This window comes from Bradyrhizobium sp. 35 (genome assembly GCF_023073215.1).
Lineage (GTDB): Bacteria > Pseudomonadota > Alphaproteobacteria > Rhizobiales > Xanthobacteraceae > Bradyrhizobium > Bradyrhizobium canariense_D.
On record NZ_JADPJC010000012.1, the window covers coordinates 22,823 to 48,790 of the forward strand.

19 protein-coding genes are annotated in these 25,968 nt (G+C 62.5%); 8 read left to right on the forward strand and 11 right to left on the reverse strand.

The annotated features are described in order from the left end of the window. Nucleotides 1-15: 15 nt before the first annotated feature. The 7 genes from IVB36_RS02000 to IVB36_RS02030 all read right to left on the reverse strand — a co-directional run bounded on the left by IVB36_RS02000 (nucleotide 16) and on the right by IVB36_RS02030 (nucleotide 12,282). Complete coding sequence (locus IVB36_RS02000; protein WP_247299642.1) at nucleotides 16-1,173, reverse strand: acyltransferase; 1,158 nt, start codon at nucleotides 1,171-1,173, stop codon at nucleotides 16-18. A gap of 215 nt (nucleotides 1,174-1,388) precedes the next feature. Further along, complete coding sequence (locus IVB36_RS02005; RefSeq protein ID WP_247371305.1) at nucleotides 1,389-5,300, reverse strand: RHS repeat protein; 3,912 nt, start codon at nucleotides 5,298-5,300, stop codon at nucleotides 1,389-1,391. Between the two features lie 481 nt (nucleotides 5,301-5,781). Continuing rightward, entirely contained in the window at nucleotides 5,782-7,173 is a 1,392-nt protein-coding gene (locus IVB36_RS02010) for a hypothetical protein (RefSeq protein ID WP_247371302.1), read from the reverse strand. Then, entirely contained in the window at nucleotides 7,170-8,444 is a 1,275-nt protein-coding gene (locus IVB36_RS02015; RefSeq protein ID WP_247371299.1) for a glycosyltransferase family 4 protein, read from the reverse strand. Before IVB36_RS02015 ends, IVB36_RS02010 begins: the two co-directional genes overlap by 4 nt. Before the next feature lie 27 nt (nucleotides 8,445-8,471). Further along, nucleotides 8,472-9,818, reverse strand: a complete 1,347-nt coding sequence (locus tag IVB36_RS02020) for a glycoside hydrolase family 5 protein (protein ID WP_247390427.1) — start codon at nucleotides 9,816-9,818, stop codon at nucleotides 8,472-8,474. A gap of 34 nt (nucleotides 9,819-9,852) precedes the next feature. Further along, complete coding sequence (locus IVB36_RS02025) at nucleotides 9,853-11,034, reverse strand: glycosyltransferase (RefSeq protein WP_210350951.1); 1,182 nt, start codon at nucleotides 11,032-11,034, stop codon at nucleotides 9,853-9,855. 162 nt (nucleotides 11,035-11,196) lie between these two features. Next, the gene (locus IVB36_RS02030; protein ID WP_247371296.1) at nucleotides 11,197-12,282 is read right to left on the reverse strand and encodes a glycosyltransferase family 1 protein; all 1,086 of its coding nucleotides are present in this window, start codon (nucleotides 12,280-12,282) and stop codon (nucleotides 11,197-11,199) included. A gap of 383 nt (nucleotides 12,283-12,665) precedes the next feature. On the opposite strand from IVB36_RS02030, the gene IVB36_RS02035 reads away from it, so the two are divergent. From IVB36_RS02035 to IVB36_RS02045, 3 genes are all read left to right on the forward strand, one after another. Beyond that, nucleotides 12,666-13,673: an NAD-dependent epimerase gene (locus IVB36_RS02035; protein ID WP_247371293.1), complete on the forward strand. Its 1,008-nt coding sequence runs from the start codon at nucleotides 12,666-12,668 to the stop codon at nucleotides 13,671-13,673. Between the two features lie 24 nt (nucleotides 13,674-13,697). Next, a complete protein-coding gene (locus IVB36_RS02040) occupies nucleotides 13,698-15,110 on the forward strand; it encodes a mannose-1-phosphate guanylyltransferase/mannose-6-phosphate isomerase (RefSeq protein ID WP_247390430.1) in 1,413 nt (470 codons plus the stop codon). A 74-nt stretch (nucleotides 15,111-15,184) separates the two neighbouring features. After that, complete coding sequence (locus IVB36_RS02045; RefSeq protein ID WP_247371212.1) at nucleotides 15,185-16,075, forward strand: aldose 1-epimerase family protein; 891 nt, start codon at nucleotides 15,185-15,187, stop codon at nucleotides 16,073-16,075. 30 nt (nucleotides 16,076-16,105) lie between these two features. Here IVB36_RS02045 and IVB36_RS02050 read toward each other — a convergent pair whose 3' ends face one another. Beyond that, entirely contained in the window at nucleotides 16,106-16,954 is an 849-nt protein-coding gene (locus tag IVB36_RS02050) for an MBL fold metallo-hydrolase (RefSeq protein WP_247371210.1), read from the reverse strand. Nucleotides 16,955-17,200: 246 nt separating this feature from the next. On the opposite strand from IVB36_RS02050, the gene IVB36_RS02055 reads away from it, so the two are divergent. Further along, entirely contained in the window at nucleotides 17,201-18,013 is an 813-nt protein-coding gene (locus tag IVB36_RS02055) for a response regulator transcription factor (RefSeq protein WP_247390433.1), read from the forward strand. A 233-nt stretch (nucleotides 18,014-18,246) separates the two neighbouring features. Here IVB36_RS02055 and IVB36_RS02060 read toward each other — a convergent pair whose 3' ends face one another. Next, nucleotides 18,247-19,065, reverse strand: a complete 819-nt coding sequence (locus tag IVB36_RS02060) for a transglycosylase SLT domain-containing protein (RefSeq protein WP_247338864.1) — start codon at nucleotides 19,063-19,065, stop codon at nucleotides 18,247-18,249. A gap of 85 nt (nucleotides 19,066-19,150) precedes the next feature. Continuing rightward, nucleotides 19,151-20,293 (reverse strand): alpha/beta hydrolase, encoded by a 1,143-nt coding sequence (locus IVB36_RS02065; RefSeq protein ID WP_247390435.1) that lies wholly within the window; start codon nucleotides 20,291-20,293, stop codon nucleotides 19,151-19,153. A gap of 141 nt (nucleotides 20,294-20,434) precedes the next feature. On the opposite strand from IVB36_RS02065, the gene pgm reads away from it, so the two are divergent. The 4 genes from pgm to IVB36_RS02085 all read left to right on the forward strand — a co-directional run bounded on the left by pgm (nucleotide 20,435) and on the right by IVB36_RS02085 (nucleotide 25,175). After that, a complete protein-coding gene (gene pgm / locus IVB36_RS02070) occupies nucleotides 20,435-22,081 on the forward strand; it encodes a phosphoglucomutase (alpha-D-glucose-1,6-bisphosphate-dependent) (protein ID WP_247371208.1) in 1,647 nt (548 codons plus the stop codon). 294 nt (nucleotides 22,082-22,375) lie between these two features. Continuing rightward, nucleotides 22,376-23,425 carry an aromatic ring-hydroxylating dioxygenase subunit alpha gene (locus IVB36_RS02075; protein ID WP_198957655.1) on the forward strand — a complete coding sequence of 350 codons (1,050 nt, stop codon included), beginning with the start codon at nucleotides 22,376-22,378 and terminating at the stop codon, nucleotides 23,423-23,425. A gap of 6 nt (nucleotides 23,426-23,431) precedes the next feature. Beyond that, nucleotides 23,432-24,184, forward strand: a complete 753-nt coding sequence (locus IVB36_RS02080) for a GntR family transcriptional regulator (RefSeq protein ID WP_204513794.1) — start codon at nucleotides 23,432-23,434, stop codon at nucleotides 24,182-24,184. Between the two features lie 10 nt (nucleotides 24,185-24,194). Beyond that, nucleotides 24,195-25,175 (forward strand): PDR/VanB family oxidoreductase, encoded by a 981-nt coding sequence (locus tag IVB36_RS02085; RefSeq protein WP_247371206.1) that lies wholly within the window; start codon nucleotides 24,195-24,197, stop codon nucleotides 25,173-25,175. Between the two features lie 36 nt (nucleotides 25,176-25,211). Here IVB36_RS02085 and IVB36_RS02090 read toward each other — a convergent pair. Beyond that, nucleotides 25,212-25,968 (reverse strand): autotransporter outer membrane beta-barrel domain-containing protein (locus IVB36_RS02090; RefSeq protein ID WP_247390438.1); only part of this gene is annotated, 757 nt, incomplete at its 5' end.

The window sequence follows — 25,968 nt, forward strand, 5'->3', positions numbered from 1 at the left end:
GGAAGCGGGCGGACGTCAGTTGGCGGCCTGCTCCGTCTCGTCGAAACGCACGGACGTCTTGGTGCCAGACGTCTTGTTGGTGGCAGGCGTCTTGGCGGACGATTGCACTTTGCGCGGCGATCCAAATCCGATGTCGGCCCCACGATTGATCAGCCGCCGCGCCGGGTTCTCGAAATAGGCATAGGTGCGATCGGCGATGATGGTCAGGATCGCGCAGCACGCGAGAGCAAAGAGGCCAAATTGATCCGGACGCAGACCAAGCGACGCCCACAACGGCTTGAATACGGCGATGAGGACGGCGTCGTGCAGCATGTAGATCGAATATGAAGTGTTGCCGAGCCGCCCGAGGAGGCGGCTGCCCGGAATTTGCACGAAAGCGCTCTCCCCGACGGCGGTGAGCAGGATCGCGCAGGAGAACAGAATGATGGCCAGATCCGGCTTGGCGAAGATGTTCAGGACAAGCACGGAGATCCCGAACAGGGCGATGCCGGCGAAGACGACCGGCTTGTGCCGATACGGGTGCGACAACCTGAACAATATGGCGAGCAGGATTCCATTCAAGAAGCTCGGCAGCGCACGGAGCATCCCGTAGTCATAATTGGCTCCATACATCTGCGATCGTTCTTGCCAGATCGGCAAATGGCCGTGGGCCAGGACCAGATAGAGCGCAGCGACGATGGCGGCCAGCACCAGCGGATGGACCTTGCGTGCAAGCAGCATAAGCAGGGGAAAGATCAGATAGCAGAAGAATTCCGCGCTGATCGACCAGGACGGAGAGTTGAAGCTCAAATGATCGGTAACGCCCCAGGCCTGAAGCAGCACGAGGTTGTACAGGAAGTCCAGCGGCGTCGACCTCGCCGATCGGTCCAGACCGAACCCGATCAGCAATACGAACACGAGTAAAGTCAGAAAATGCAGCGGATAGATCCGCGCAATGCGGCGGATCATGAACCGGGAATATGCCTTGAGACCACGCGCGTCAGACGGATAGGAATAGGAGATCACGAACCCGGACAAGATGAAGAACATGTCCACGAAAAGGCCATAAGATCCGTTCCAGATCGGCGCGATACCGCTGTCGATGGTCTTCAGATGGAAAATGAAAACGCCGAGAGCGGCAACGAAACGATAGAAGTCGAGAACGACGAACCGTCTTGCTTCATTGGCTTCCATCGCGTGTCGAATTCCTTGCCTGACGCTACCGTCTGCTTAGCGGTCAATTGTGACGCAAGTTCGCTGGGCCGGCGTTCGACGGCAGGCGAATAGCCGTTATGCAGCTCCTGCCTCGCGACAAGGCAACCGCCTAATTATTGAACGGCGCCGGGACTTGCCTGAGCTGGTCCCGGCGCCTGAGATATTGATGCGATCCTGCGGACAATTCGCCGTGGTCAGACGAACAGGAAATCGTGGCTCGTCAGGCTGGCGACGTTGACGTTCTTCAGGAGGATCGAGTCGCTGGCCGAAAGCGTGACCAGGGCGTTCGCGCCCGACTGCGTGATTTGCAGATGGCCGTAGTCCGCGGCGAGGAGCTTCGAGATCTGGATCACGTCGTGAGTGGCGGCGTCGCCGGCCTGGAAGTTGACGATCTGGTCTTGGCCGTGATCGTAGACGATTGTGGTCGAGCTCGGCGCCGCCGAGAACAGGTCGTTGCCGGCCCCGCCCTGGATCGTCACGCCGCTCGCAACCGCCGTGACGTTGTGTGTGCCGTCGGTTTTGGTGTCGTCGAAGAACTGGAGTGCATTGGCTGAATTGTAGTTTTCGTGCTGCGTCGTGCCGGCCTGTCCGTTGAAGTTGAACAGGAACACGTCCTTCGAACCGTCGGCGTTGTTGGCGATCTCCTGGGTCTTGGAACCGGAGCCGTCGTAGATGCCGGTCAGCTTGCTGCCGTCGTTGTTGATGACCTGGGTATAGTCCAGCGTGCCATCGGCGTGGGTCCGGGTAAGCTCAACGATATGCCCGGAGGCATCGAGGTGCTGATGCTGCGTGGTGTAGGACTGCCCCTTGATGTTGTAGCTCCAATTGTCCGACGTGCCATCGGCGTTGGTAATGTACGCGGCAGTCTTGACGCCGTTGGTGTAGGCGGTCGTGGAGCTATAGCCGTCGATCTTCGTCGTCACCTCGCTGGTCAGAACGCCCTTGGCGTCGTACCAGTCCGAGGTTTTGGTCCCGTCTGAGCTCTGGACAAGCGTGAAGGCGAGGTTGCTATCGGCGTGGGTGCGCACGATGTTAGTGAGGAAGCCGGTCGGATCGTAGCTGTCGTGCTCGGTCGTGTAGGTCTGGCCCACGATATTGAACTGGAAGACGTCCTTCGAACCGTTGGCGTGGTAATCGGTCTCCGTCATCTTGACGCCGGAGGCATTGTAGTTGCTCACCACGCTGCTGCCGTCGCTATTGACGACTTGGCTGTAGTCGAGCGACCCGTCGGCATGCGTGCGGACCACTTCGGTCGTGACACCGGAGGGGTCGAGGTGCTGGTACTGCGTGGTATAGCTCTGACCTGTTATATTGTAGCTGTAATTGTCGTGGCTCTGGTCCGCATTGGTGATGTAGGCCGCGGTCTTGACGCCGTTGGTGTAGATCGTCGTTGCGCTGTAGCCGCTCGTCTTCTCCAGGACCTCACTGGTGAGAATGCCGCTGGCGTCGTACCAGTCCGAGACCTTGGTGCCGTCGCTGCCCTGCTGCAGTTTGAAAGCCAGGCTGCCATCGGCGTGCGTGCGAACCAGCGAGGTGAGGAAGCCCGCCGCATCGTAGATGTCGTGCTCGGTCGTGTAGGTCTGGCCGGTTATGTTGAGAAGCCAGATATCCTTGCTGCCATCGGCGTTGTAGTCGGTTTCCTTCGTCCTCGTTCCGGCTGCGTTGTAGTTGGTGACGACGCTGCTGCCGTCGTTGTTGATGATTTGCGTATAGTCGAGCGTGCCGTCGGCATGCTTGCGGGTCACGGCCGTGACCTTGCCGGAGGGATCGACGTGCTGGATCAGCGTGCTGTAGCTCTGGCCGGTGATGCCATAGGCGTAATTGTCCTGACTGCCGTCGGCATTCTTGACATAGGCGTTGGTCTTGACGCCGTTGCTGTAGAGCGTCGTCGAACTGAAACCGTTGGCCTTTTGCACGACTTCGCTGGTGAGGCCGCCGGCGGCATTGTACCAATCGGTCGTCTTGGTGCCGTCGGTCGTTTGCGTCAGCTTGAACGCCAGGCTGCCATCGGTGTGGAGGCGCGTCAGGGTCGTGAGAAAGCCGGTCGTATCGTAAACGTCGTGCTCGGTCGCATAGTTCTGGCCCTTGATGTTGTAGGTCCAGACGTCCTTGCTGCGATCGGCATGGTAGTCGGTCTCGACCAGCTTGACCCCCGTGGCGCTATAGGTGGTGATCACGCTGCTGCCATCGCCGTTGTAGACCTGTGTCGAATCGAGCGAGCCGTCGGCATGGCTGCGGACCACAGACGTGACCTTGCCGGTCGAATCGAGGTGCTGGACCTGGCTCGTGTAGCTCTGCCCCTTGATGTTGTAGGTATAGTTGTCCTGGGTGTGGTCGGCGTTCTTGACATAGACCGTGGTCTTCACGCCGTTGGTGTAGATGGTCGTCGAATAATAGCCGTCTGACTTTTGCACGACCTCGCTGAGAAGCGTGCCGGTGGTGTTGTATGTATCGGTGGTCTTGGTGCCGTCGGTAGCGAAATGGACGGAGGTGGTCTTTATGCCACCGGTGTAGCCGATCGCGTCTTTGGACCCGTCGGTGTAGCCGATCGTGGTCGAAATAGGCAGTCCGCTTGCGTTCAGGCCGGTGTCCGCTTTCGACAGGAGGTTGCCGCTGGCGTCATAGGTTTTCGTGCTGCTCCAGGTCGCGGCCGAGTTCGTGACGGAGAAGGAATGGCCGCCCTGGATCTTGGACAGTGCGCTGCCGTAATGCGCGATCATATAGTCCATCGTCGCTTTCGAAGCGACGGGCAGGACATGCGAGTCGGTTAGCGTGATGGTTTGAAGCGCCGTCGACGTGCTCAGGTCGGACAGTTGCGGCACGATCTCGGCAGCCGTACCGCTGACACTGGTTCGGGTGTCAGGCGGAATCGGGGTGGTCGCGGGCGCGTCGATCTCGATGATCAGCGGGTGATCGCTGACCGGAATCGTAATCGTGCTGACGTCGGTGTAGCTCGCGATCGCGGTAGTTCCCGTCAGCGTGTCGTACACCTTGACCGAATGATGCATGCCGCCAAGTTTCACCGTGACCGTCTGGGCCGGATTGGAGATCTCGGCATCGGCCGCATCATTCCAGAGCTTCGGCTCCGCCCAAACGACAAGCTCGTAGGCGCCATTGCTCTTGCCCAGCACCATGCTGTTGCCCAAGGCCGGCATGTTGCTCAGCGTGTAGTTCAATGGATTAGTCGGCTGCAGGCCGCCCTTGCCGTCATCGGCCAGAATGCTCGTCAGGTTGTGAATTGCCGTCGCGGCGAGCTTTGGCGTTCCGTCGGAGTTGAACAAGCCGAAGTTGGCTTCGGGATTGGTGTTGCTGGCGGACGAGTCGCGGTCGAACATCTCGTAGAGATAGGTCGCACTCACGCCAGCCTTGTAGGCATCGACCAGGGTGTTCAAGACCGACTTGGCTTGCACCGTCTCGTCGACTCCGAGATATTGGGTGTTGGCCTGGGTGGTGTAGCCGGTCTCCGTAATCACGACGGGCTTTCCCGGCGCCGCGGTCGAGACGGCGCTCAAGGTGGCAGCAAGTGAGCTGCTGGTCGTTAAGCTGGTGCTGACATAGGCATGCGCATTGGCGAAATCGGCCGAGCCCGACATGTTGCCGAGCTGGCTGTAGCCCTGGGGATCGTTGTAGGCGAGCGACAGATTGAAGACGGGAATGCTGGAAAGCGTGCCGTCTGCCTTGACCGCCTGATAGAGCGCGCTTTGGAACTGGGCCGCGGCGCCAAGGCTCGAACTGCCATTGTAGCTGAAGGGCTGGTGATTGGCCTCGTTGAGCCCCTCGATGGCGCTGATGCTGCCCGGATGGCTCGCCACGAACTTCTCGAGCGACACGATATACTTCTGAAGGCCGGCCGCACCCAGCTGGGGCAGGGCGGAGGATACCAGGAAGTCGAACTTGTAGCCGGCAGCCGCCAGCCCCTCAACGACCGGTTGTGCGGCGGGGCTGGTTCCCATTGCGTCGCGGAGATGGGTGACACCGAGATACTTCAGGTCATCGACCATCAACGCGAGGTTATTGTAGTCGGTCCACCCGAAGCCGGCATGCGTGTTGACGCCGATGGAGTTGATGAAGCCGCTTGCGGAGAGGACGGTTTGATCTGACGACATTTCACACTCGAATTTCTACGCGAACGAAATTGCTCGCAGGGATTTGCGTTCAACCTTCTCGATCGAGTGTGAATTTCAGATAAAAATCGGAGCTACAAATCGAGAGCGATCAGCAGTTCCTCGCAGGGAACAGCTCGACTCTGATTCAAGACAATAACGATGTCGTGCCGACGCAGCATGACCTCAACATGGCGCTTCCAAGAATTCGCAAGGTTTCACTGCTGAATCTATGCGCATGTCGCGCTTCAATGATGCATGTGACTTGGGGCGCGGAGCGGTGAAACTGTCAGGCCGACCCGATGCGCTGGTCGAATTTTGCCGGCACGAGCAAATCACTCAATATTCTCGTATTGGTTGTCAGTCACTTCGCCGCATTTTGAAGCGAAGTAGAGAGTTCCACGGTAGGAACTTCGTGGACGCGGGCAGAGCGTCAAGGGCGCATCTAGCTCCAAAGAAGGTTTGGAAGAGACCGGTCGACAGATCAGCTCGGGCGGGCCAGGAGGAGAAAGTTTCCGCGCCAGCCGACCGCAGCCGTGGCGATTGCGGCGATGACGATCTTTCCAGCAAGCCACGCCGCCGGTTCGCTCGGCGCATGACTGAGCGATCCGATCAGAATGGCGGCTGCGAGCGCCTGAAGCACCAAGGGCCAGCGCGGGAACGCATCGAACCTGAGGGTAGGGCCAAGCCCGGCCAAGATCGCTGCGAGCGTGGCGATCGAGGCGCAGGTGACTGCCGCTTGGGGTGACAGGCCGGCCCAGACGGCAACCAGGGAGAACGCCGCAACCATTGCAAGCTGCCCGGCAGCGACGAGGACGAGCCTGGTTGCGAGCTTTTCCAGGTGGGGAACGACCGCGATCGTCGCCTGCAGGTGGGTATGGAGGAAGTAGAAAGCAGCGACCGCCGGCCCTGTCGCCAGGAAGCCCTCGACGCTCTCCCGCGGGACCAGGATGCGGGCCGCGTCCGGAATGAAGGCGACAAGCCCGCCCAGCAGGACGAGGGTTGTGCAGATCATGAACTCGAACATGTGCCGCGCCGATTGTCTCGACGTCGTGGCGCTCCCGTGCTCGAAATCATTGACCACTTCAGGATAACTCACGGTGTGGATCGCCGCATTGAGGACCCAGAAGGGACGTTGCAGCAGGTCGAGCGCAATGGAAAATCCTGCACCGGCTCCTGTGGCGCCGAGTCGCCCGACGACGATGATACGAAGCAGAACCGGCACGGACAAATGGATCACGGACGCGCCGGCTGCAAGCATGCCGTAACGCGAGAAGTCCTTCCAGTCAGCCAGCATTGTTCGCAGCGACACGCGATCCAGCGGCGTGCGATATGCGATGAGACCGGCAAGGAGCCCAAGCAGGTGACCCAATGCGATGCCGAGCAGCGTTGCTTGGGCCGTGCCTGAGATCATTCCGCCCGAGACGGCCCCGCCCAAAAGCGCCGTCGCACGCAAGGCAAGAAGGCAGGAGGCGGTTCCCAGCCGGTTCGACAGTCGTACCGACAAGAAGTACAAATCGGTCGAGCCCTGAAGCACGGCCACGCTCAGGCCGAGGACGACCAGCCGTGGCGTGAGGCCGCTGATCAAGGAGGCGCAGCTCCCGACGGCAACGAGCGCGCCGGCGCTCATGAGGGCCGCCGCAAAGAGCGACGATCTCAGTCGAGCAGCCTCGCTCTCCTTGGCGGCCGCCAGAAAGCGCAGCCCCGCGAGCTGCAGCCACTCGAACATGAGGACGCAGAGCAACTGGCTCGAGGCCATTGCGAGAGAATAATTGGTGTAGTCGGCGGCAGGCAGCAGGTGACTGATCACAAAGATCAGGATGATCGCTGCTGCGCTTTGGTAAACGTAGCCGGCGATCGCGAAGAGACGTGTCATCTCGGAATGAAGCTACTCTTTGCCACCGCATGCGCTTGTGGTACCTCGGCTATTGCCGGGCGCACGGACGACATCCGTCGCTGACGCAGTTGTTCATACAGGTTCTTGTACGACGACAATACGTCGGAAAAGATCCACTTGTTCGTGTCGGCGATAAGCCGACGGCTGATCTCGTCGATCTTGTGCGGGTCCGCGGCGATTTCGCGCATGCTCGTGGCCAGGGATTGTGGATCTGCTTCGGTCAACCACCCGGTTACGCCATGCTCGATCGCCTCCGGCATGCCGCCAAAGTGCGTACCGAGCAGCGGTCTGCCCGCCGCCTTAGCATCGGCGACGACGAGCGGGCCGGGATCGTGCCAGATGGACGGAGCGACCACGACGTCGACTTGCCTGTAGAATTCATCGGGAGACACGAATCCCATGAACTCGACCCGTGCATGCGGCGCCAGTGCTCTCAGGCGCTGTTGTTCCTGATCGCCCAAGCGGCCGGCAATCATCATCCGGATCCGATCGGGCGGCAGCATGGCCAGCGCTCGCATGAGATTGTCGATGCCCTTCTCCTCGGTGATCCGTCCGATGAAGCCGAATGTCACTTCCGTCGTGCAGACAGGCCGCGGGTAGGGTGAGCGCGGCGGCTCGGTCGAGGCATTGCGGATGACGGTGCGGATTGGGGTCTCGGCAAACATGCCCATATCGGTGTGAATGGAGAGGACGCGCTCGCTGACGCCGACCACGGCATCGAGCCAATGCGTCGCCCGTTTGCGGTGGTACGTCAGGATCCCACAGCTCGTACAGGTGTGTTCGCAGGAGCGGCCCTTGTCGAAGCGGGAACAGCGTGGACACGTCAAATAATAATCATGAAGCGTATGCAGGACCGGAACTCCGAGCTTGGCGGCTGCCCGCCAGATCGCCGTGGTCAGGCCCGATAAATTATTGGAATGCAGAACGTCCGGCTTGAAAGCGCGAATGCGCTCCGCGATCATCGGGGCCTGGATCTGCCAATCGTCGATCGCATGCCAGATGCTTCGTTTCACGACGTTCTTTTGCTCCGTGAACGGCGCATAGACGTTTTGCACCGGTGCGGAATAGACGTTGATACCGTTGCATAGTTCACGGCCCTGCTCGGGTGCGGATGCGGCGCGCACCACCTCGACCTCGTCGCCGCGCTGAGCCAGGCCCTCGGCAAATCTCCGCGCGAAGATCTCTGCTCCGCCGACGATCTTTGGTGCCTGCGGGGTCGGATAAAGCGTGGATGTCAAAAGGATCTTCATCGCGTCAACCTCTTTGTGCCGATCCGATTACCGTGCCGGCCGTATATCCAGTGCGGGAATGGCGTCATTATTGGCGGCGATCAGGACCGGCGTGCTCGAAACCGGCAGCCAGATCCCGGAGGCTGGCCTTGCAGTTGCATCGCAGGGGGCCGCGAAAGTCGCCCCCGGCAGATCGCCTCTGATCCGGACCTCGTAGCGTCGATCCGGATCCTCGGACCAGACCGCGATTTTGCCGCCGGTGGTCGAGGATGCTCCGATCGACATCACCCCGTTGGCAAGGCTTCTTCGTTCGGCGGTTAGAGCGGAACGGACGAATGCCCAGGCGCCACGCGCCGCGCAGGCTACGGGTTTGGGCGAATTGTCGAAACCGTAGAGGCCAAAATTGTCCTCCAGCTCGGCTGGATTCTGACCACTATTTTTGAGCTCATAGATCCACATCCCCTTGAGCCAGCGCGCCGCTGTCGAGGCCCACAGGATGAGCTGTGCCGTGTTATCGGCCTGAGCCTGCTCGCTGACACCACATTTGTTCGCAGCCGTGGTCCAGCCAGTCTCGGTCACGTAAATGGGGAAGTCGGGATTGCCGCTCGCTTGGCCGACCAGTCGATGGAACGCCGTGAGCCGGTCGATAATCTCGGCCGAATTGCGCTTCGCCGGCGCCATGCAGAAATTGTAGAGATGAATCGAGGCGCCATCGGCGTATTGAAGGATGCCGGTTTGCAGCATCTTCTCCGTCCACGTCCAACCGGGATCGTCGCCGATCGCGCCGACGACGAAAGGTGCATTCGGCACCGCCTGCTTGACCGCGGGCCGTGCTACCTTCGCGAGGGCCAGGTAGTTGTCGGCTGAGAATGAAGGGTCCTTCTTGGCTGCCAGATTCCACTCGTTCCAGAGTTCGAAGATCGGGCGCTGCGGCGCGACCGATCGCGCGGCCGCTGCCGCATAGTCCGCGAACCGCTGCCGGGCTTCGTCCGTCGTCGGAGGCGACGAGTTCGGCACGAGGTGATGACCAAATGCAAGGATGAGGAGCGGCCGGGCGATGCCGGACTGAACCTGCGCGTCGAGCCTGCCCAACCGCGGCGTGAAGCCCATCCGACGTCCCGGCAATTCGAAATCAGACCAGGGAAAATCGTCGCGGAAGGCGTTAAAGCCCAGTTGCTTGATCTGGCTGACGTTCACGGAGGGCACGTAGCCTCGCGAACTGACCGGCCCTCCCAGTCCCTGATGGGTGCCGATACCCAACAGGAATCTGCTTTCAAGCGTCTGAGCCTGTTGAGCGCATGCCGGGACAGACAGAGAAACAGACGCGATGAGGCTCGCCATCCAGAGCAGCCTGTTGCGACCCAAGGTGCGGTGGCCTGCCATCGCCTGGATCATACCCGTCATCATTTCTCGCCTGCCGCAACTCACCTCAAAAAGGCTTCGAGAGGTCCGATTGCAGTGCCACGTTCTGCTCGACTCCGCTCTTGTTGTCGTCGAGGAGTTCGACATAGACCTGATGCAATTGGCGGTGTGTCTTCTGGACGTCATAAAACTGCTTGAAGCGATCGTAGCCGCGTTGCCCCAGGACCTTGAGATCCAGATCGAGCATCCGTCGGAAGCCGTCGATGAGAGGTTGAACCGCAACAGGTTCGCAAAGCACGCCGGTGACGCCGTCAACGACGATTTCAGGCAGCGCTCCGCTGTGGAAGGCCAGGATGGGCTTGGCCGCGCGCATCGCTTCCAGAGCGACGAGGCCGAAGGCCTCCCATCGTGACGGGATGACGACGAGATCGGCCGCCTCCAGCTGAGCCTCGATCTGCTGACGATCCAGCCAGCCTAGCAGCGAGACGTTGGCGGGAACCGCAGCTCCGTCGAACTTGTTGACCACGGAGGCGCCGACAATGCGAACATCCAAGACATCTTCGAGGGATCGTGCGGCCTCGATCAGGAGGTCGAAGCCCTTTTGTCGATCAAGACGGCCAATGAAAAGGACCTTGGCCTTCTTTGAAGTCCAATCTGTCGCAGCGCCGTACGGCAGTGGGCGGCTCTTGGAGATGCCATTGTGCACCAGGGTCAGACGGTCGGTCGGAATTCCCGCCCGGACCGCTTCATTGAATTCATCGCCGGAAATGCAGATGATACGATCCGACGTGCGGGCCAGAAGAGTCTCTGCAGCTTTTGCCGCCAGATGGCTCAGGCGGCCGGTCTCTCGCGAGAACGCCCAGCCATGCGGGCAATAGACGACGCGAGGACCTTCGGAACGAGCCGCCAACGCGGGCCTGAGAACGAGTCCGGCAAACGACGAATGGAGATGCATTACGTCGGGCTTGAAGGCGTCGAGCGCCTGCATGCTCGCCCGCAGCATCTGAAATAATCCGGCGATGCTGCGGCCCGATCTGTCGAAGGTCGTGATCTGGCTGTCATCGATTCCAACGAGGTCGTGGCGATGATCCGATGGCACAACATAGTGCACGTTCTCCGCGCCGAAGCTCGCTTGCTGCTGCGGATGCAATTCGTTCAGGTAGCTCGCTATCCCACCCCGGATGGTTTCCGCGACATGCAGCACCTTCACCGCCTGCCTTGCGGAAGATTGAGTTGGGAAGATCGACATGGCGCATCCTTAATTGAGCATCAACGGATGCGATCACAATCCATCCAATCCATAGCGAGATTTGGGCAGCGGTGTGTTGTTGTTGCGCCGCGATGCTGAAGCTCGCGTCCGTCGAAGTCGAACGTGCGCATGGAACTCGTTGGATGCTGAGCGCTGAGGTCGCTATGCGCGCGACGCGAGAAAATTCAATAGTGTTCGCGCCGACTCTTGCCACGAATATAATGCAAGACGATCTTGTTGCTTTCGGCGCTCCTGATCAGATATTGCGCCGATTGCCAACCTTTCGAGCATAAGCTGTTGCAGCCCTTGAGCATCGTTGGCGCAAAAATAAGCAGCTGCTTCGCCACACGTTTCCATCACCGCGTCAGCCGTCGAGGCTATGACCGGACAGCCGAAGATCATGGCTTCAAGTGGCGGTACACCGAAGCCCTCGTATAGAGAGGGAAAAACAAACGCCAGAGCGTGCGCATACAGAGCTGCAATCTCGCCATCCGCCAGGCGTCCTGCCAGAAGCAGGCCCGATTCGCTCTCGCCCAGATTGTCTTGAAATACCTTGCTGTTATCTCCGCCGACAATGACGAGGGGAACGTCCTTTCGTTCGAGCAGCCGCGCCGCCTCGATTGCAACGGCGAGATTCTTGTTCTTGGTTCTGGAGCCGACAAAGAGAAAATATTTTCCCGGCTGAAGCCCTAATCGTTCGAGAATACCGTGATCAGGCGTTGTGGACGCGAAATGCTCCGCGCTGTTGGGGAATATCGGAATGTCCGTTTTCGAAAGGCCAAGCATTGCAGCCAGTTCATTGCGAGAAAAGGCCGATACGGTCGCGATCGTGGCCCGGCGTGCAAGCAGGCGGCCCATCGTGCGGTGGACGGCCAAATAGCGCCAATTGAAGAAATCGGGCCGGCGGAAGACCTGTGCGTCGTGGATGACGACGATATGATCGCCATGAAACACAGGTCCGGCATTGGCCAGACTGATCAGGCGACCTCCAGCGGCGGCGCGCGCAAGTTCAATCTGATCCCAGGCATGTCCGCTCAGCCGTCCTATCTTGCGTACCTTGATGTGGGCGAGATTGATCGCTTCGCACGTCTCGCTCGGCACGAGCAATTGCCACTCGGCTCCTCTGAGGGCAGCGGGCGATTGGTCGGACGCAAGCAGGGCATCGATCGCTTTGACCAGTTCGGCGGCATAACGCTGAACGCCGGTCAGCTTTTGCGAGAGAAAGCGGCCGTTGATGAAAAGCTTCAATTTTGTGCCGTTCGGGTTGTCGATGCCACAACGCGTGGGTCGCGATGTGTGCTTTCGAACCAAATGTGAGCACGGAAAGAAGCAGCCCGAAGGCACGGAATTATGACGGCATCGGCCGCGTGATCGCGCTGTTCGTTCGGTGCTCCCCGGGAACACTTGTTGAAAGTCTTGCCGGGCAGCCGGGAGCCTTTTATGGACGCGCGCCTGATGTTGCGTCGGCAGGCAGAGGGCGCTCCCGTCTGGTTAACTTGGGGAAGGCTGACATCCGAAGCGCCCGGCATTAAGCTTGCCGATGCTAGGGGGCTGTTCTCCAATGCTGAACCCTTGCCTCTACCGGTTCAGTCTGGCAATGCGGTATATGAGGACGGACAACGGAGTTTATTTTGGCCCCCGTGGTGGTTACCGGCGCTGCCGGCTTCATCGGCATGCATGTCTGTGAGCGCTTGCTTGCGCGCGGGGAACGAGTTGTCGGCATCGACGCAGTGACCCCTTACTATGATCCCGCGCTCAAGCGCGCTCGCCTCGAGACGCTCAAGCATGAGGCTTTCACATTCCACGAGATCGATCTTGCGGATTTCGCTGCGGTGACGCGTGTGTTCGACGAGGTCTCGCCCGACCGCGTGGTGCACCTTGCGGCGCAGCCCGGCGTGCGCGCATCGATCGACGATCCCATCACCAGCATCCGCGCCAATTGTGATGGCTTCGTCACCGTGCTCGAAGCGGGCCGGCGCCACGGCCTGGCGCATCTCGTCTACGCCTCGTCGAGCTCCGTGTATGGCGCCAATCGCACCTTGCCGTATTCGACCGAGCATTCGGTCAATCATCCGGTCAGCCTCTATGCCGCGAGCAAGAAGGCCAACGAGCTGATGGCGCACACGTTCGCACATGTTCACAAGCTGCCGGTGACCGGACTTCGCTTCTTCACTGTCTATGGTCCATGGGGCCGGCCCGACATGGCCGCCTGGCTCTTCACGCGCGCGATCTTTGCGGGTGAGCCGATCAAGCTTTTCAATAATGGAAATATGTGGCGCGATTTCACCTATGTCGACGACATCGTCGAGGGCGTGATCCGCACCCTTGATCGTCCCGCGACGCCGAATCCCGCGTGGAACGCCGAGCAGCCGGAAAACTCGTCGAGCTATGCGCCGTATCGCGTCTATAACATCGGCAACAATTGCTCGGTCGATTTGATCGAGTTCGTCGAGACACTGGAGAAGATCATCGGCAAGCCCGCGATCCGCACGCTTTTGCCGATGCAGGCAGGCGACGTCCTCGAGACGCGCGCCGACATTTCGGCCCTGCAACGCGACGTCGGCTTCACGCCCTCGACGCCGCTGGCGGATGGCTTGGGCCGCTTTGTCGAATGGTACCGAAATTTTCACCGCGTATAAACCCCTCTCTTGAGTAGCTCACACGTGTCTCAAAAAATTATCCCCCTGATCATGTGCGGCGGTGCCGGAACGCGGCTGTGGCCGGCTTCGCGCGAGGTGCGCCCCAAGCAGTTCCTGCCGCTGTTCGGCACGCGCTCGACCTTCCAGGACACGCTGCTCCGCGTCTCCGAGGCCTCGCTGTTCGATCGCCCGATCGTCATTACCAATGCCTCCTACCGCTTCATGGTGCTGGAGCAGCTCGCCGAAATCGGCATCGAGGCTGACGTGATCCTCGAGCCGATGCGGCGCGATTCCGGTCCTGCGATCGCAGCCGGCGCGGTGTTTGCGCAGAACCGCTCGAGTGAGGCGATCGTGCTCGCGCTCGCCGCCGACCACGTGGTGCAGGACAATGCCGCGTTCGTCGCGGCGTGCCGCCAGGGCCTCACCGCCGCGAGCGCCGGGCGAATCGTCACGTTCGGCGTCAAGCCGGAGCGGCCGGCGACCGAATACGGCTATATCAGCCCGGGCGAGGTCATCTCCGGTGAGGTGCACGCGGTCGCGCGCTTCGTCGAGAAGCCGGATGCGGTGAAGGCGGCCGACTATGTCAATTCCGGCTATCTCTGGAACAGCGGCAATTTCATGTTTCCGGCCAGCGTATTGCTGGACGAATACCGCAAGGTCGATGCGGCGAGCGTGGAGGCGATTTCCAATGCCGTGACCAATGCCGGCCGAGATCTCGGCTTCGTGACGCTGGAGCCCGAGGCGTTCGGCGCGGCCAAGGCGATCTCGATCGACTATGCGGTGATGGAGAAGACCGCGCGCGCCGCGGTCGTGCCGGTGTCCTGCGGCTGGTCCGACGTCGGCTCCTGGCACGCGGTGTGGGAATTGTCGGACAAGGACGCGCAAGGCAATGCCGCGCACGGCGCCGCCGTGTTCGAAGATAGCCGCAACTGCAACGTCACCACCGATGCCGCGCTGGTCGCACTCGAAGGCGTTGACGATCTCATCGTGGTCGCGACCGCGGACGCGGTGCTGGTCTCGCGTCAGAAGGATGCCAACGGGCTGAAGCGGCTGGTCACAAAACTCAAGGCGGTCGCACCGAAGGTCACCGAGGAGCACCTCAAGGTGCATCGGCCCTGGGGCAGCTACCAGTCGGTCGACAACGGCGAGCGCCACCAGGTCAAGCGCATCGTGGTGAAGCCGGGCGGGCGTCTGTCGCTGCAGAAGCACCATCATCGCGCCGAGCACTGGATCGTGGTCCGCGGCACAGCCCGCGTCACCGTCAACGAGACCGTCAAAAGCGTGCACGAGAACGAGTCCATCTACATCCCGATGGGCGCGGTGCACCGGATGGAGAACCCCGGTAAAATCATGCTGGAGCTGATCGAGGTCCAGACTGGAAGCTATCTCGGGGAAGACGACATCATCCGGATTGAAGACGACTATCAGCGCTCTTGAGCAGAATGTCGCTCCAACATTCCGCGAACATTTAGAAATTGTCCTGCGAATTGCGATGATCGGAGCAGGCTACTATGACCGACGACACGCACACAATCCGCTGCGGCGGGCTCGCCGCGACCATCAAGGCGCAAGGCGCGGAGATGTGTTCGCTGGCGAGCGATGCCGGCATCGAGTTCGTTTGGCAGGCGGGGGCGGCCTGGCCGCGCCATGCGCCGCTGTTGTTTCCGATCGTCGGGCGTCTCGTCAATGACGAATTGCGGCACCGGGGCACGACCTACCGGATGACCCAGCACGGCTTCGCGCGTGACAGCCGCTTTGCGTGGGTGGAACGTGGCGAAAGTCGCTGTATCCTGGTGCTCGAAGACAGCGAGACGACGCGCGCGCTCTACCCCTTTGCGTTCCGCCTGACGGCAACCTATGCGCTCGACGAATCCGGTCTCGATCTTTCACTCGTGGTCGCGAACACCGGCAAGGAGATGTTGCCGGCCTCGCTCGGCGGCCATCCCGCTTTCAACTGGCCGCTGCAACCAGGACTGGCAAAGGAGAGTTACGCGCTGAGCTTCGCGAACGCAGAGCCATCTCCGGTCCGCCGTCTCGACGGCGGCTTGCTGCGTCCGGCAACGGAGCCGAGCCCGGTCCAGGGCTCCGTGTTGCCCTTGTCAGAATCCCTGTTCGTCGACGACGCAATCATCTTCGATCGGATCGCGAGCACTTCGGTCCGCTATGCCGCGGAGCAGGGCGCGTCCACCGGGCCGCGGTTGAAAATGTCATGGCGCGGCTTTCGCGAGCTTGGCGTCTGGTCGAAACCGTCGGGCGCGCCGTTCCTCTGCATCGAGCCCTGGCGCGGCTATGCCAGTCCCGCCGGCTTCGACGGCGAATTCACTGACAAGCCGGGCCTGATGCACATCGCGCCCGGAGCGGAAGAGCAGTTGTCGTTTCGGGTTGAGGTCGGATCGGCCTGAGGCCGCACGGCCTTCGCGCATCTCGAGTTCTCAGACCTCGATCCGCGTGAGGTCCTCGCCGAGCACGACAGGACCCGCGTAGTCCCGCCTGACATCCGCGAGCAGCGCATTCAGCATGGACTCATCGGTGCGAGGCCGGTGATGGGTCAGCGCGAGCTTCTTGACGCCGGCCTTGGCCGCGACCTTGCCGACTGTATCGCCGCAGGCGATCGTGAATTTCGCAAGCCGGCGCAGGTGCTCGTTGTCGATCTCCGGCGTGGCGAGAAAGCAGCACTGGACCAGCAGATCGGCGCCCTCAGCCAGTCGTTCGAGACCGGGGCAGGGCACCGTATCGCCGGAAATTGCGATGACCTTGCCTTCGGCCTCGAAGCGATAGCCGAGACACATCCAGCGTGCGAGAAAGGCCGGCGACATGTCGAGGCCGTCGCCATGCGAGACGAGTTCTGCACTGATCTTCCAGCGCCCGGTGTCGCGAACTGGGCCCGGTATAATGTCGGTCGCGACGACAGGTTTCCAGCCGCCGAAGCTCGGCTCGCCCTGATCGCGCCAGGTGATGTCCTTGTCGTAGACCTGCGTGACCAGCGTATTGACGAGCCGTTCGGTATCCGGCGGTCCATAGATGCGCAGATCGTCCTTGCGCCCGTGCATCCATGAATTGAGCATCACGTCGTAGAGGTCGCCAATGTGGTCGAAATGGTGATGGGTGAGAAAGACCGTGTTGATGGAGCCGAGCGGCACGCCGGCCTTGCTGAGCTGCACCATGACGCCGCGGCCTGCGTCGATCAGGATATTTTCTCCGCCGAGCCTGATCAGCGTTGTCGTCGCCATGCGGCGCGGGTCCGGGCGCGGGCCGCCGGTGCCGAGCAGGATGACTTCCATGGCGCCACCTCCTGGGGCAGACTTTTCGGGCGTTACAGTAGATTTGAAGCGTTTGGCGAGGCAAGCGGCCGTGAGACGGCCGTCAGCCCCCACAACAACCGCTTGTGCGGGGCCCCCGAACACGATGCGCGGGACGAGAAGTGTGGGCCAATTCATACTTAATTCGGCCAGATCGTGACCAATGTTGTTTGGGCGCGATAACGCGCCTAGTGTTGCAGCAGGCAATTCGAGGGGGCTCGAACAGTCGTGAATGTACGTTCACAGGACGGCGCGCTCGGCGACCTGAGCATCCAGGCCAGTTCGCAAGCACACAGGACATCCAACATCGTGGCTGATTCCGCAGTTCAGGAATTGCGTGTCGCTGGCCGCGAGCGGCTGATCGTCGTCGAGGACGATCCGGTGACGCGGACGATGCTGGTCGGCTATTTCAGCGAGAACAATTTCGACGTGGTCGGCGCCGGCTCCTGCGCGGAATGCCGCCAGGCGCTGCGGACGCGGACCGATCTCGTCTTCCTCGACGTGCAGCTGCCCGACGGCGACGGTTTCGATCTCGCCAAGGAGATCCAGGCGACCAGCAACGCGGGCATCATCTTCGTGACCCGCCGCGACACCGACGTCGATCGCATCCTCGGCTTCGAGGTCGCGGGCGACCACTACGTCACCAAGCCGATCGATCTGCGCGATCTGCTCGCGCGCGCGCGAAGCGTGCTGCGGCGGCGCTCGATCGACCGCAAGGCGGCGCGCAACCACAATTCGATCGCCTTCGGCGACTGGATCATCGACCTGACGCGGCGCGAGCTGCTCGGCAGCGACGGCAAGCCGGTGGCGCTGACGCGCGCCGAATTCGACCTGCTCGCGGCGCTCGTCGGTGCCGACGGCAGGCCGCTTAGCCGCGACTATCTGATCGAGGTCGTCAGCAATCGCCAGGCCGAGGTCGACATCCGCACCGTCGATGCCTTGGTGGCGAGGCTGCGCCGCAAGCTCGTCGGCAGCGGCACGCCCGTCATCACCACGGTCACCGGCGTCGGCTACAAGCTCGCGCTGAGCGAGCGGCTCTAGAAGCCGGGCGCAGCACGAAACGGTGCCGGCTGAGCCGTCGGGTTCAGCCACTGAAGCCGACCAGGAACCGAATGGCGAGAAAGGCCGACAGCGCCACGGCGCCGGTCGCGAAGATTGCAAACAAAACTCTCAAACTATTGTGCATGATCTCTATTCAGGTTCGGTTTCAAAGTCCGGTTTCAAAAATGTCGTTCGTCCAATCGCTGCTCGTCTCAAGGCAGGCGACTCTAATTCTATTGGCGTGATGCGACCCGTTTCCACTTGGCTTCGACGCGAGCCTTGATGATGCGGACCCGGGCTTCCTGTGCTGCCCAGTATGCCCTGCTCGCGACCGCCGTGCCTTGACGGTAACGTGCGTAAACGTCCTTCGGCTGTGCCGGTCTGTTTTGATTGTGCGCTGATTTCTGATTGTGCGCCGACTTCGAGACGGTGGGCGCCGGAGTTGGCGCCGGTGCCACATCTGGGACGGCGGCAGCCTGGTTTCCCACATTCGTCGAGTTCATGGCGACAAGACGATTGCGGGCGCGATTACAGTAGACCTGGGAGCGCGGCGTCATGGACTCCTCGTCATGACCGGCTCGATATTTCATCAGGGCGCGGCAAAGGTCCCCGCCTGCCAGGCGCCATGCGCGGCTCAGATAGAGAACGCCATAGTGGATGTTGATATCGGGCTCTGCGAGCTCTGCGTTATGTCCCCGAAATCCGAGCATCGCTGCCGTTTCGGGTCGAATTTGCATGAGGCCGATCTCGCCGACGGCGCCAATGGTGCCCGGATTGTATCCGCTTTCAACGAAGACGACGGCCTCCGCGATGTCGGCGGGCAGATCGGTCCTGGCCGTTTCTCTTTCGATAATTTTTCGAATCGCCGCCCGCGAGGCCGGCGTCTCTCCAGCGCCGAGATCTGCATCGTGACCGCCAGCCGCCAACGCCGGTTCCGCGGCGTTCAGAGCGCTGCCCTGAGCGTGCACGGAGGTGGATGCCAACCAAAGCACAGCGATCGCAACGTGTGTCCACGCCGCGCGGGCATTGATGTGTGTTCGATCCCGCAGCATGGACATGTATTATATCTTTCGAGTTAACAACCGATTTTCTGGCGGCCTGGCTCGGACGGCGCGACCGGCCAGCGGCGCAATGAAGCTATCGCGACCGCGAGCTCTGGTCGGTTGATGTGCTTGGCGCAGCCCCGGCCAATTTGTCGTCGACCGCATAGAGCGTGCAGGCGGGCGACCATTTTGTGCAGGCGCCAAGTGAATCGCGCTGGGCGTCGTCGACGGTTGCCCGCCCCGAGCGCCAGCCGTAACCGCCGTTCGGCGACACCGCAAAAGCCTTGTGCGGCACCGTGCTGGCGAGATAGCGCGCGAACTCGGCACGCGCGGCCTCGCTGAGCTGGCCCGGCGGCGCGAGCGGATCAGGCGGGCTCAGGATATCGTGGCCGAGACCTCGCTCGCGCAGGAAGGCGTCGAGATATGGCGTCCATTGCGGACGGCTGACCACCGAATAGAGATAGTGGCCGTCGTCGCCGTAAGGCGGCGCTGCGACGAATTTCGCGTTGCCGCCATTGGCACGAAATCCGTCATGGAGGCGGCGCGCGAGCTCGGGACCGAAGTACGAATCGTTGGCGGCGTAGACCCACAGCATCGGCGCACGCGAGGTTTTGCCGAACGTGGCGAAGGCCTGCACCAGCCCGTTGGGATTGCAGACGTCGTCGTCGTCGCGCGAGCCGCGCCCGCCGGCAAAGCTGATCGCGGCGACGAGACCCGCTGGCGCCTGCGCGGTCAACGCGACGGTGGCGAACCCGCCGGCGGAATGACCGGCTGCGATCATGCCTGATGTGGTGACGTCGGCCCTGCGCGCCATCGCCTCGATCGCCGCGCGCAAATCCGCAACCGCGACCGCCGCCGCCGGCAGGTAAGCGGCATTGGCGCAGCCCCCGACGCTGTCGACGCGCCCGCCGGGCGAGGTGCCGTAGCCGCGCCGCATCACGATCAGCGCCGCAAAGCCGCGCCGGGCATATTCGAGAGCGATGCCGTAATATTTGTGCGCGGACATCGTCGCGCGATCGTCGAAACTGCGCGGCGAGCCGTGGCTGAGCAGCGCGAGCGGATAGCGCCTGGTCCCGGCCGGCCGGACCAGGAACGCCTCCAGCCCCTGCAGTCCGGCCTCGGCCATCGGGATACGCAAGTCCTCGGTGTAGAACACCGCGGCCATTGCATCGGGCACGATGCCAGCCGTCGCAAACCAGGCCATCAGAACAACCAAGAGCCTCTGAAACAGCGTCATGCCCCGACTCGAAAAGCCCCGATCAAAAGACCATAGCATGATCTCAGGAACGGCCGCCCCATCGCGGGTGTTGTGCTCTTGGCGGGGGCTTGGCCGATGCTATGGTATCGCGCAATTCTACGACAGGACGAGGTATATCCAGTGGTTGATGTTCATCCCGCGGCGGGCAAGCAGGCCTCGCCGGACGCGCTCACCAACGTTCCGCGGCTGGTGACGGCCTATTTCGCCGGCAAGCCTGATGTCGCCGATCCCGCGCAGCGGGTGGCGTTCGGCACCTCCGGCCATCGCGGCACCTCGTTCAAAACCAGCTTCAACGAGGGCCATATCCTCGCGACGACGCAGGCAATCTGTGATTACCGACGTGAAAAGGGGCTGACCGGTCCGCTCTTTATCGGCATCGACACCCATGCGCTGGCCGAGCCGGCGCTGGTCAGCGCCGTCGAGGTGTTCGCGGCCAACGGCGTCGACATCATGATCGACAAGGACGGCGGCTACACGCCGACGCCGGTGATCTCGCATGCGATCCTGACCTACAACAAGGGCCGCACCTCCGGCCTTGCCGACGGCGTCGTCGTCACGCCTTCGCACAATCCGCCCGAGGACGGCGGCTACAAATACAATCCGCCGCATGGTGGACCGGCCGACACCGACGCGACCTCCGTGATCGAGAAGCGCGCCAATGCCTATCTCGCCGACGGCCTCAAAGGCGTGAACCGCATCGACTACGCCAGGGCACGCAAAGCCGCGAACGTCCACGTTTATGACTTCGTCACACCCTATGTCGCCGATCTCGGCAACGTGGTCGATCTCGACCTGGTCAAATCCGCCGGCGTGAATATCGGCATCGATCCGCTCGGCGGCGCCGCCGTGCATTACTGGCATCCGATCATCGAGCGCTACGGCCTGAAAGCGACCGTGGTGAACGAGGCGATCGACCCGACGTTCCGTTTTATGACGGTGGACTGGGACGGCAAGATCCGCATGGACTGTTCCTCGCCTTACGCGATGGCGAGCCTGATCGCGATGCGCGACCGCTTCGACGTCGCCTTCGCCAACGACACCGACGCCGACCGCCACGGCATCGTGACGCGCACCGGCGGCCTGATGAATCCGAACCATTATCTCGCGACCGCGATCTTCTATCTGTTCGCGCACCGCCCGAACTGGGGCAAGGGCGCCGCGATCGGCAAGACGGTGGTGTCGAGCTCGATCATCGACCGCGTCGCGAAAAAACTCGGCCGCAAGCTCGTTGAGACGCCGGTCGGCTTCAAATGGTTCGTCGATGGCCTGCTCACGGGCGGCTTCGGCTTTGGCGGCGAGGAGAGTGCAGGCGCCTCGTTCCTGCGCCGCGACGGCACGGTGTGGACGACCGACAAGGACGGCATCATCCTCGGCCTGCTCGCGGCCGAGATCATGGCCAAGACCGGCCGCGATCCGAGCCAGCTCTTCAACGACCTCACTGCCGAGTTCGGCGTGCCCCATTACGCGCGCATCGACGTCGCCGCCACCACGCCGCAGAAAAACATCCTGAAGTCCGTCACGCCCGAGCAGCTCGGCCTGAAGGATCTCGCCGGCGATCCCGTCCGCGCCACCCTGAGCAAGGCGTCCGGCAACGGCCAGCCGTTCGGCGGCATCAAGGTCGAGACCGATTTCGGCTGGTTCGCCGCAAGGCCGTCAGGCACCGAGGACGTCTACAAGATCTACGCGGAGAGTTTTCGCAGCCCCGAGCACCTGAAGGCGATTCAGCAGGAGGCTCAGACAGGGTTGGCGAAGGTGTTCGGGGCGTAGTCGTCGAGCCAAAGCGCCGCTGCCACTGCTCCCCCGGGGGGGGAGACTCGCCGCATCAACAGGTGTCATCACCCGCGAAAGCGGGTGATCCAGTACGCCGTGGCGCCAGTTGAGTAAACCAACAACCCGCCGCGGAGTACTGGATTCCCCGCTTTCGCGGGGAATGACAGCGGAACAGATTTGTATACACGATGCGAGATAAAGGTATTATAATACGCTCCCATCCGCCCTTGAACGATTCCATTCCTCCGCTATTGTATACATAACGTATCCACAAGCCTTGGGAGTGAACCGGTGACAAAACCCTTCCCGATGAACGCCTGGTATGCCGCCGCCTGGGACGCCGACGTGAAGCCGGCACTGCTGCCGCGGACGATCTGCGGCAAGCACGTCGTGATGTACCGCAAGGCCGATGGCTCGGTGGCCGCGCTCGAGGATGCCTGCTGGCACCGCCTGGTGCCGCTGTCCAAGGGTAGGCTCGAAGGCGACACCGTCGTCTGCGGCTATCACGGCCTGAAGTACAATGCGCAAGGGCGCTGCACCTTCATGCCGTCGCAGGAGACCATCAACCCGTCTGCCTGCGTGCGCGCCTATCCCGTGGTCGAGCGTCACCGCTACATCTGGCTCTGGATGGGCGATCCCGCGCTGGCGGATCCTGCGCTGGTGCCCGACCTGCACTGGAATCACGACCCCGCCTGGGCCGGCGACGGCAAGACCATCCACGTCAATTGCGACTATCGCCTCGTGCTCGACAACCTCATGGACCTCACCCACGAGACGTTCGTGCACGGCTCGTCCATCGGCAACGAGGCGGTTGCGGAGGCGCCGTTCGACGTCACCCATGGCGAGAAGACGGTGACGGTGACGCGCTGGATGCGCGGCATCGAGGCGCCGCCGTTCTGGGCCAAGCAGCTCGGCAAGTCCGGGCTCGTCGATCGCTGGCAGATCATCCGCTTCGAGGCGCCGTGCACCATTGCCATCGACGTCGGCGTGGCGCCGACCGGCACCGGCGCGCCCGAAGGCGACCGCTCGCAAGGCGTCAACGGCTTCGTGCTCAACACCATCACGCCGGAGACCGAGAAGACCTGCCACTATTTCTGGGCCTTCGTGCGCAATTATCAGCTCGGTGAGCAGCGCATCACCACCGAGATCCGCGAGGGCGTCTCCGGCATTTTCCACGAGGACGAGCTGATCCTCGAGGCGCAGCAGCGCGCGATGGACGAGAACCCGGATCGCATCTTCTACAATCTCAACATCGACGCCGGCGCGATGTGGACGCGCAAGCTGATCGACAAGATGGTGGCGAAGGAAAACCCGCCGCAGCACCTCCAGGCCGCGGAGTAAGCCGACATGGCCGAGCGTGAGGTCGACCGCTCCGTCTCGCAGACCGTGAAGGCGCAGCTCGCGCTGCGCGACCAGCTCCTGTCGGGCTCGTTGCGCCCGGGCGAGCGCATCTCCGAGCTCCAGGCGGTGGAGACCACCGGCGCCTCGCGCACCCCGGTGCGCATGGCGCTGGTGCGGCTGGAGGAGGAGGGCCTCTTGGAGGCGATTCCCTCCGGCGGCTTCATGGTGAAGGCGTTCTCCGAGCGCGACATCTCCGACTCCATCGAGCTGCGCGGAACGCTCGAAGGGCTCGCCGCGCGCTTTGCCGCCGAGCGCGGCGTCTCCGCGCGCGAGCTCGAGCCGCTGAAGGAGTGCCTCGCCGCGATCGACGAGTTGTTGCGCCAGGTCCCGATCTCGGTGGATGCGTTCTCGTCCTATGTCACTTTGAACGCGCGCTTCCACGCCCTGCTCACCGAATTGTCGCGAAGCCCGCCGCTGATCCGGCAGATCGACCGCGCCTCGTCGCTGCCGTTTGCGTCCCCGAGCGGTTTCGTGATGGCGCAGTCGGCGCTGCCCGAGGCACAGCAAATCCTGATCATCGGGCAGGAGCACCACCGCGTCGTGATCGACGCCATCGAGAACCGCGAAGGCGCCCGCGCCGAAGCGGTCATGCGCGAGCATGCGCGGCTCGCGGTGCGCAATTTGCGGCTCGCACTGCGCAACCGGACCCATCTCGACCTCTTGCCGGCGCTCGCGCTGATCAGGTCCGCAACCGATTGAGGGGAGTGCCATGCGCTTCATCGAAACCTGGATTCCGGCGACGCTCGTCTCGATGCGCGATCTCGCACCCGGCATCCGCGAATTCCTGATCCGGCCCGACCAGTTCGACGGCACGGCCTATCCGGTCGGCAGCCACATCAATATCAGCGTTGCCATCGACGGGCAGCCCGAGACGCGGTCCTATTCGCTGGTCGGGGAAGCCTCGTCCCAGGGTCTAAGGATCGCCGTGCGCCGCGCCCAGGACTCGCGTGGCGGCTCGCGCTATATGTGGTCGTTACGGCCGGGCGCGCGGCTCGACATCACGACGCCCGCCTCGCTGCTCGCCGTCGATTGGGCACGCCAAAACTACTGCCTGATCGCCGGCGGCATCGGCATCACCCCGATCCTCGGTGCCGCGCAGGCGCTGGCCCGGCGCGGCACCGATGTCACGCTGCATTACGCGGTGCGCTCGCGCAGCGAGGCCGCCTATCTTGACGATCTCGCCGCAACGCTGGGCGATCGCCTGGTCGTTCACGCCAGCGATGAGGGCAAGCGGCTCGATCCCGACGCCCTGTTCGCCTCGGTGCCCAAAGACACGCTGGCGCTGTTCTGCGGCCCGATGCGGATGCTGGATGCCGCGCGCCACGCCTGGATCGGCGCCGGCCATCCGCTTCCCGATCTCCGCTACGAGACGTTCGGTTCGAGCGGCACGCTGCCGACCGAGACATTTCGCGTGCGCCTGAAGGGCTCCGATGTCGAGCTGGAGATCCCGCGCGAGCGCTCGATGCTTGATGTCCTCAACGCCAGCGGCCACGACGTGATGTACGACTGCAAGCGCGGCGAATGCGGCCTGTGCGCCATCGACGTGGTCGCCATCGACGGCGAGATCGACCATCGCGACGTCTTCTTCAGCGACCATCAGAAGCAAAGCAACCAGAAGATCTGCGCCTGCGTTTCGCGCGCCCGCGGCACCATCACCGTGGACACGCTGCTGCGGGCGGATCCGGTCTGACAGGGGTTCAGCAGGTGCGCTCTTGCGATCAGCGGCCTACCAAGCGTACCGCACCACACCTTTACCGGCATAAGAGCGCGTGACGTCTGAGAACTCGCCCTCGAAGGTGCCCGCCGCAGACCAGCCGTTCATCCATTTCATTTCGACGGACGCCGTCGTCAGCGCGGCCTCGCTGGCCTGCCGCGCGCCGTTAACGGTGAAGCTGGCGCCAGGCAGCGTCTGGAAGGTGGAGTTGATGGCGCGGTCCGGGTTGAAGTCGTGCGCCCAGGCTGCACGGCCGCGCAGCGTGAGGATCGCGTTCGGGATTGCCCAGGATTTGTCGGCGCGGACGCCGAGCTCGCTGCGGGTCGCGGTGACGCTCTTGGAGCTGTAAGCCAATGCAAAGGTGTTGGCGCCGGAAACGACAGTTTCCGCATAGGCAGGCAGGTCGAACGTGGTGAATTGGGCGGCGGCATAGGGCGTAAGGCCGAGGCCACCGGCCCACGCCGTCAGAAACCGGTAGCCGCCCTCGGCGCGACCGGAGAACGCGTTGGCGTTGAACTGCGCGCGCAGGCGATCGGCGCCTGCAATCGTCACGGTGCGGTCGGTGGTGATGTCCTGCCAGCCATAGGCGAGCGCGCCGGAGACATGAGCGGCGCCGATAGTGTGACGCACGAAGGCGCCGGCCTGGAACAGGTCGGAGCGTCCGCCGCCGCCGTTGACGACGCTGAAATTGGTGCCGCCGCCGGCAAGTGCAAAGCCGACCAGCGTGTCGCGCGAGATGCGATAGTCGGCGCCGACAGCGGTGCCATAG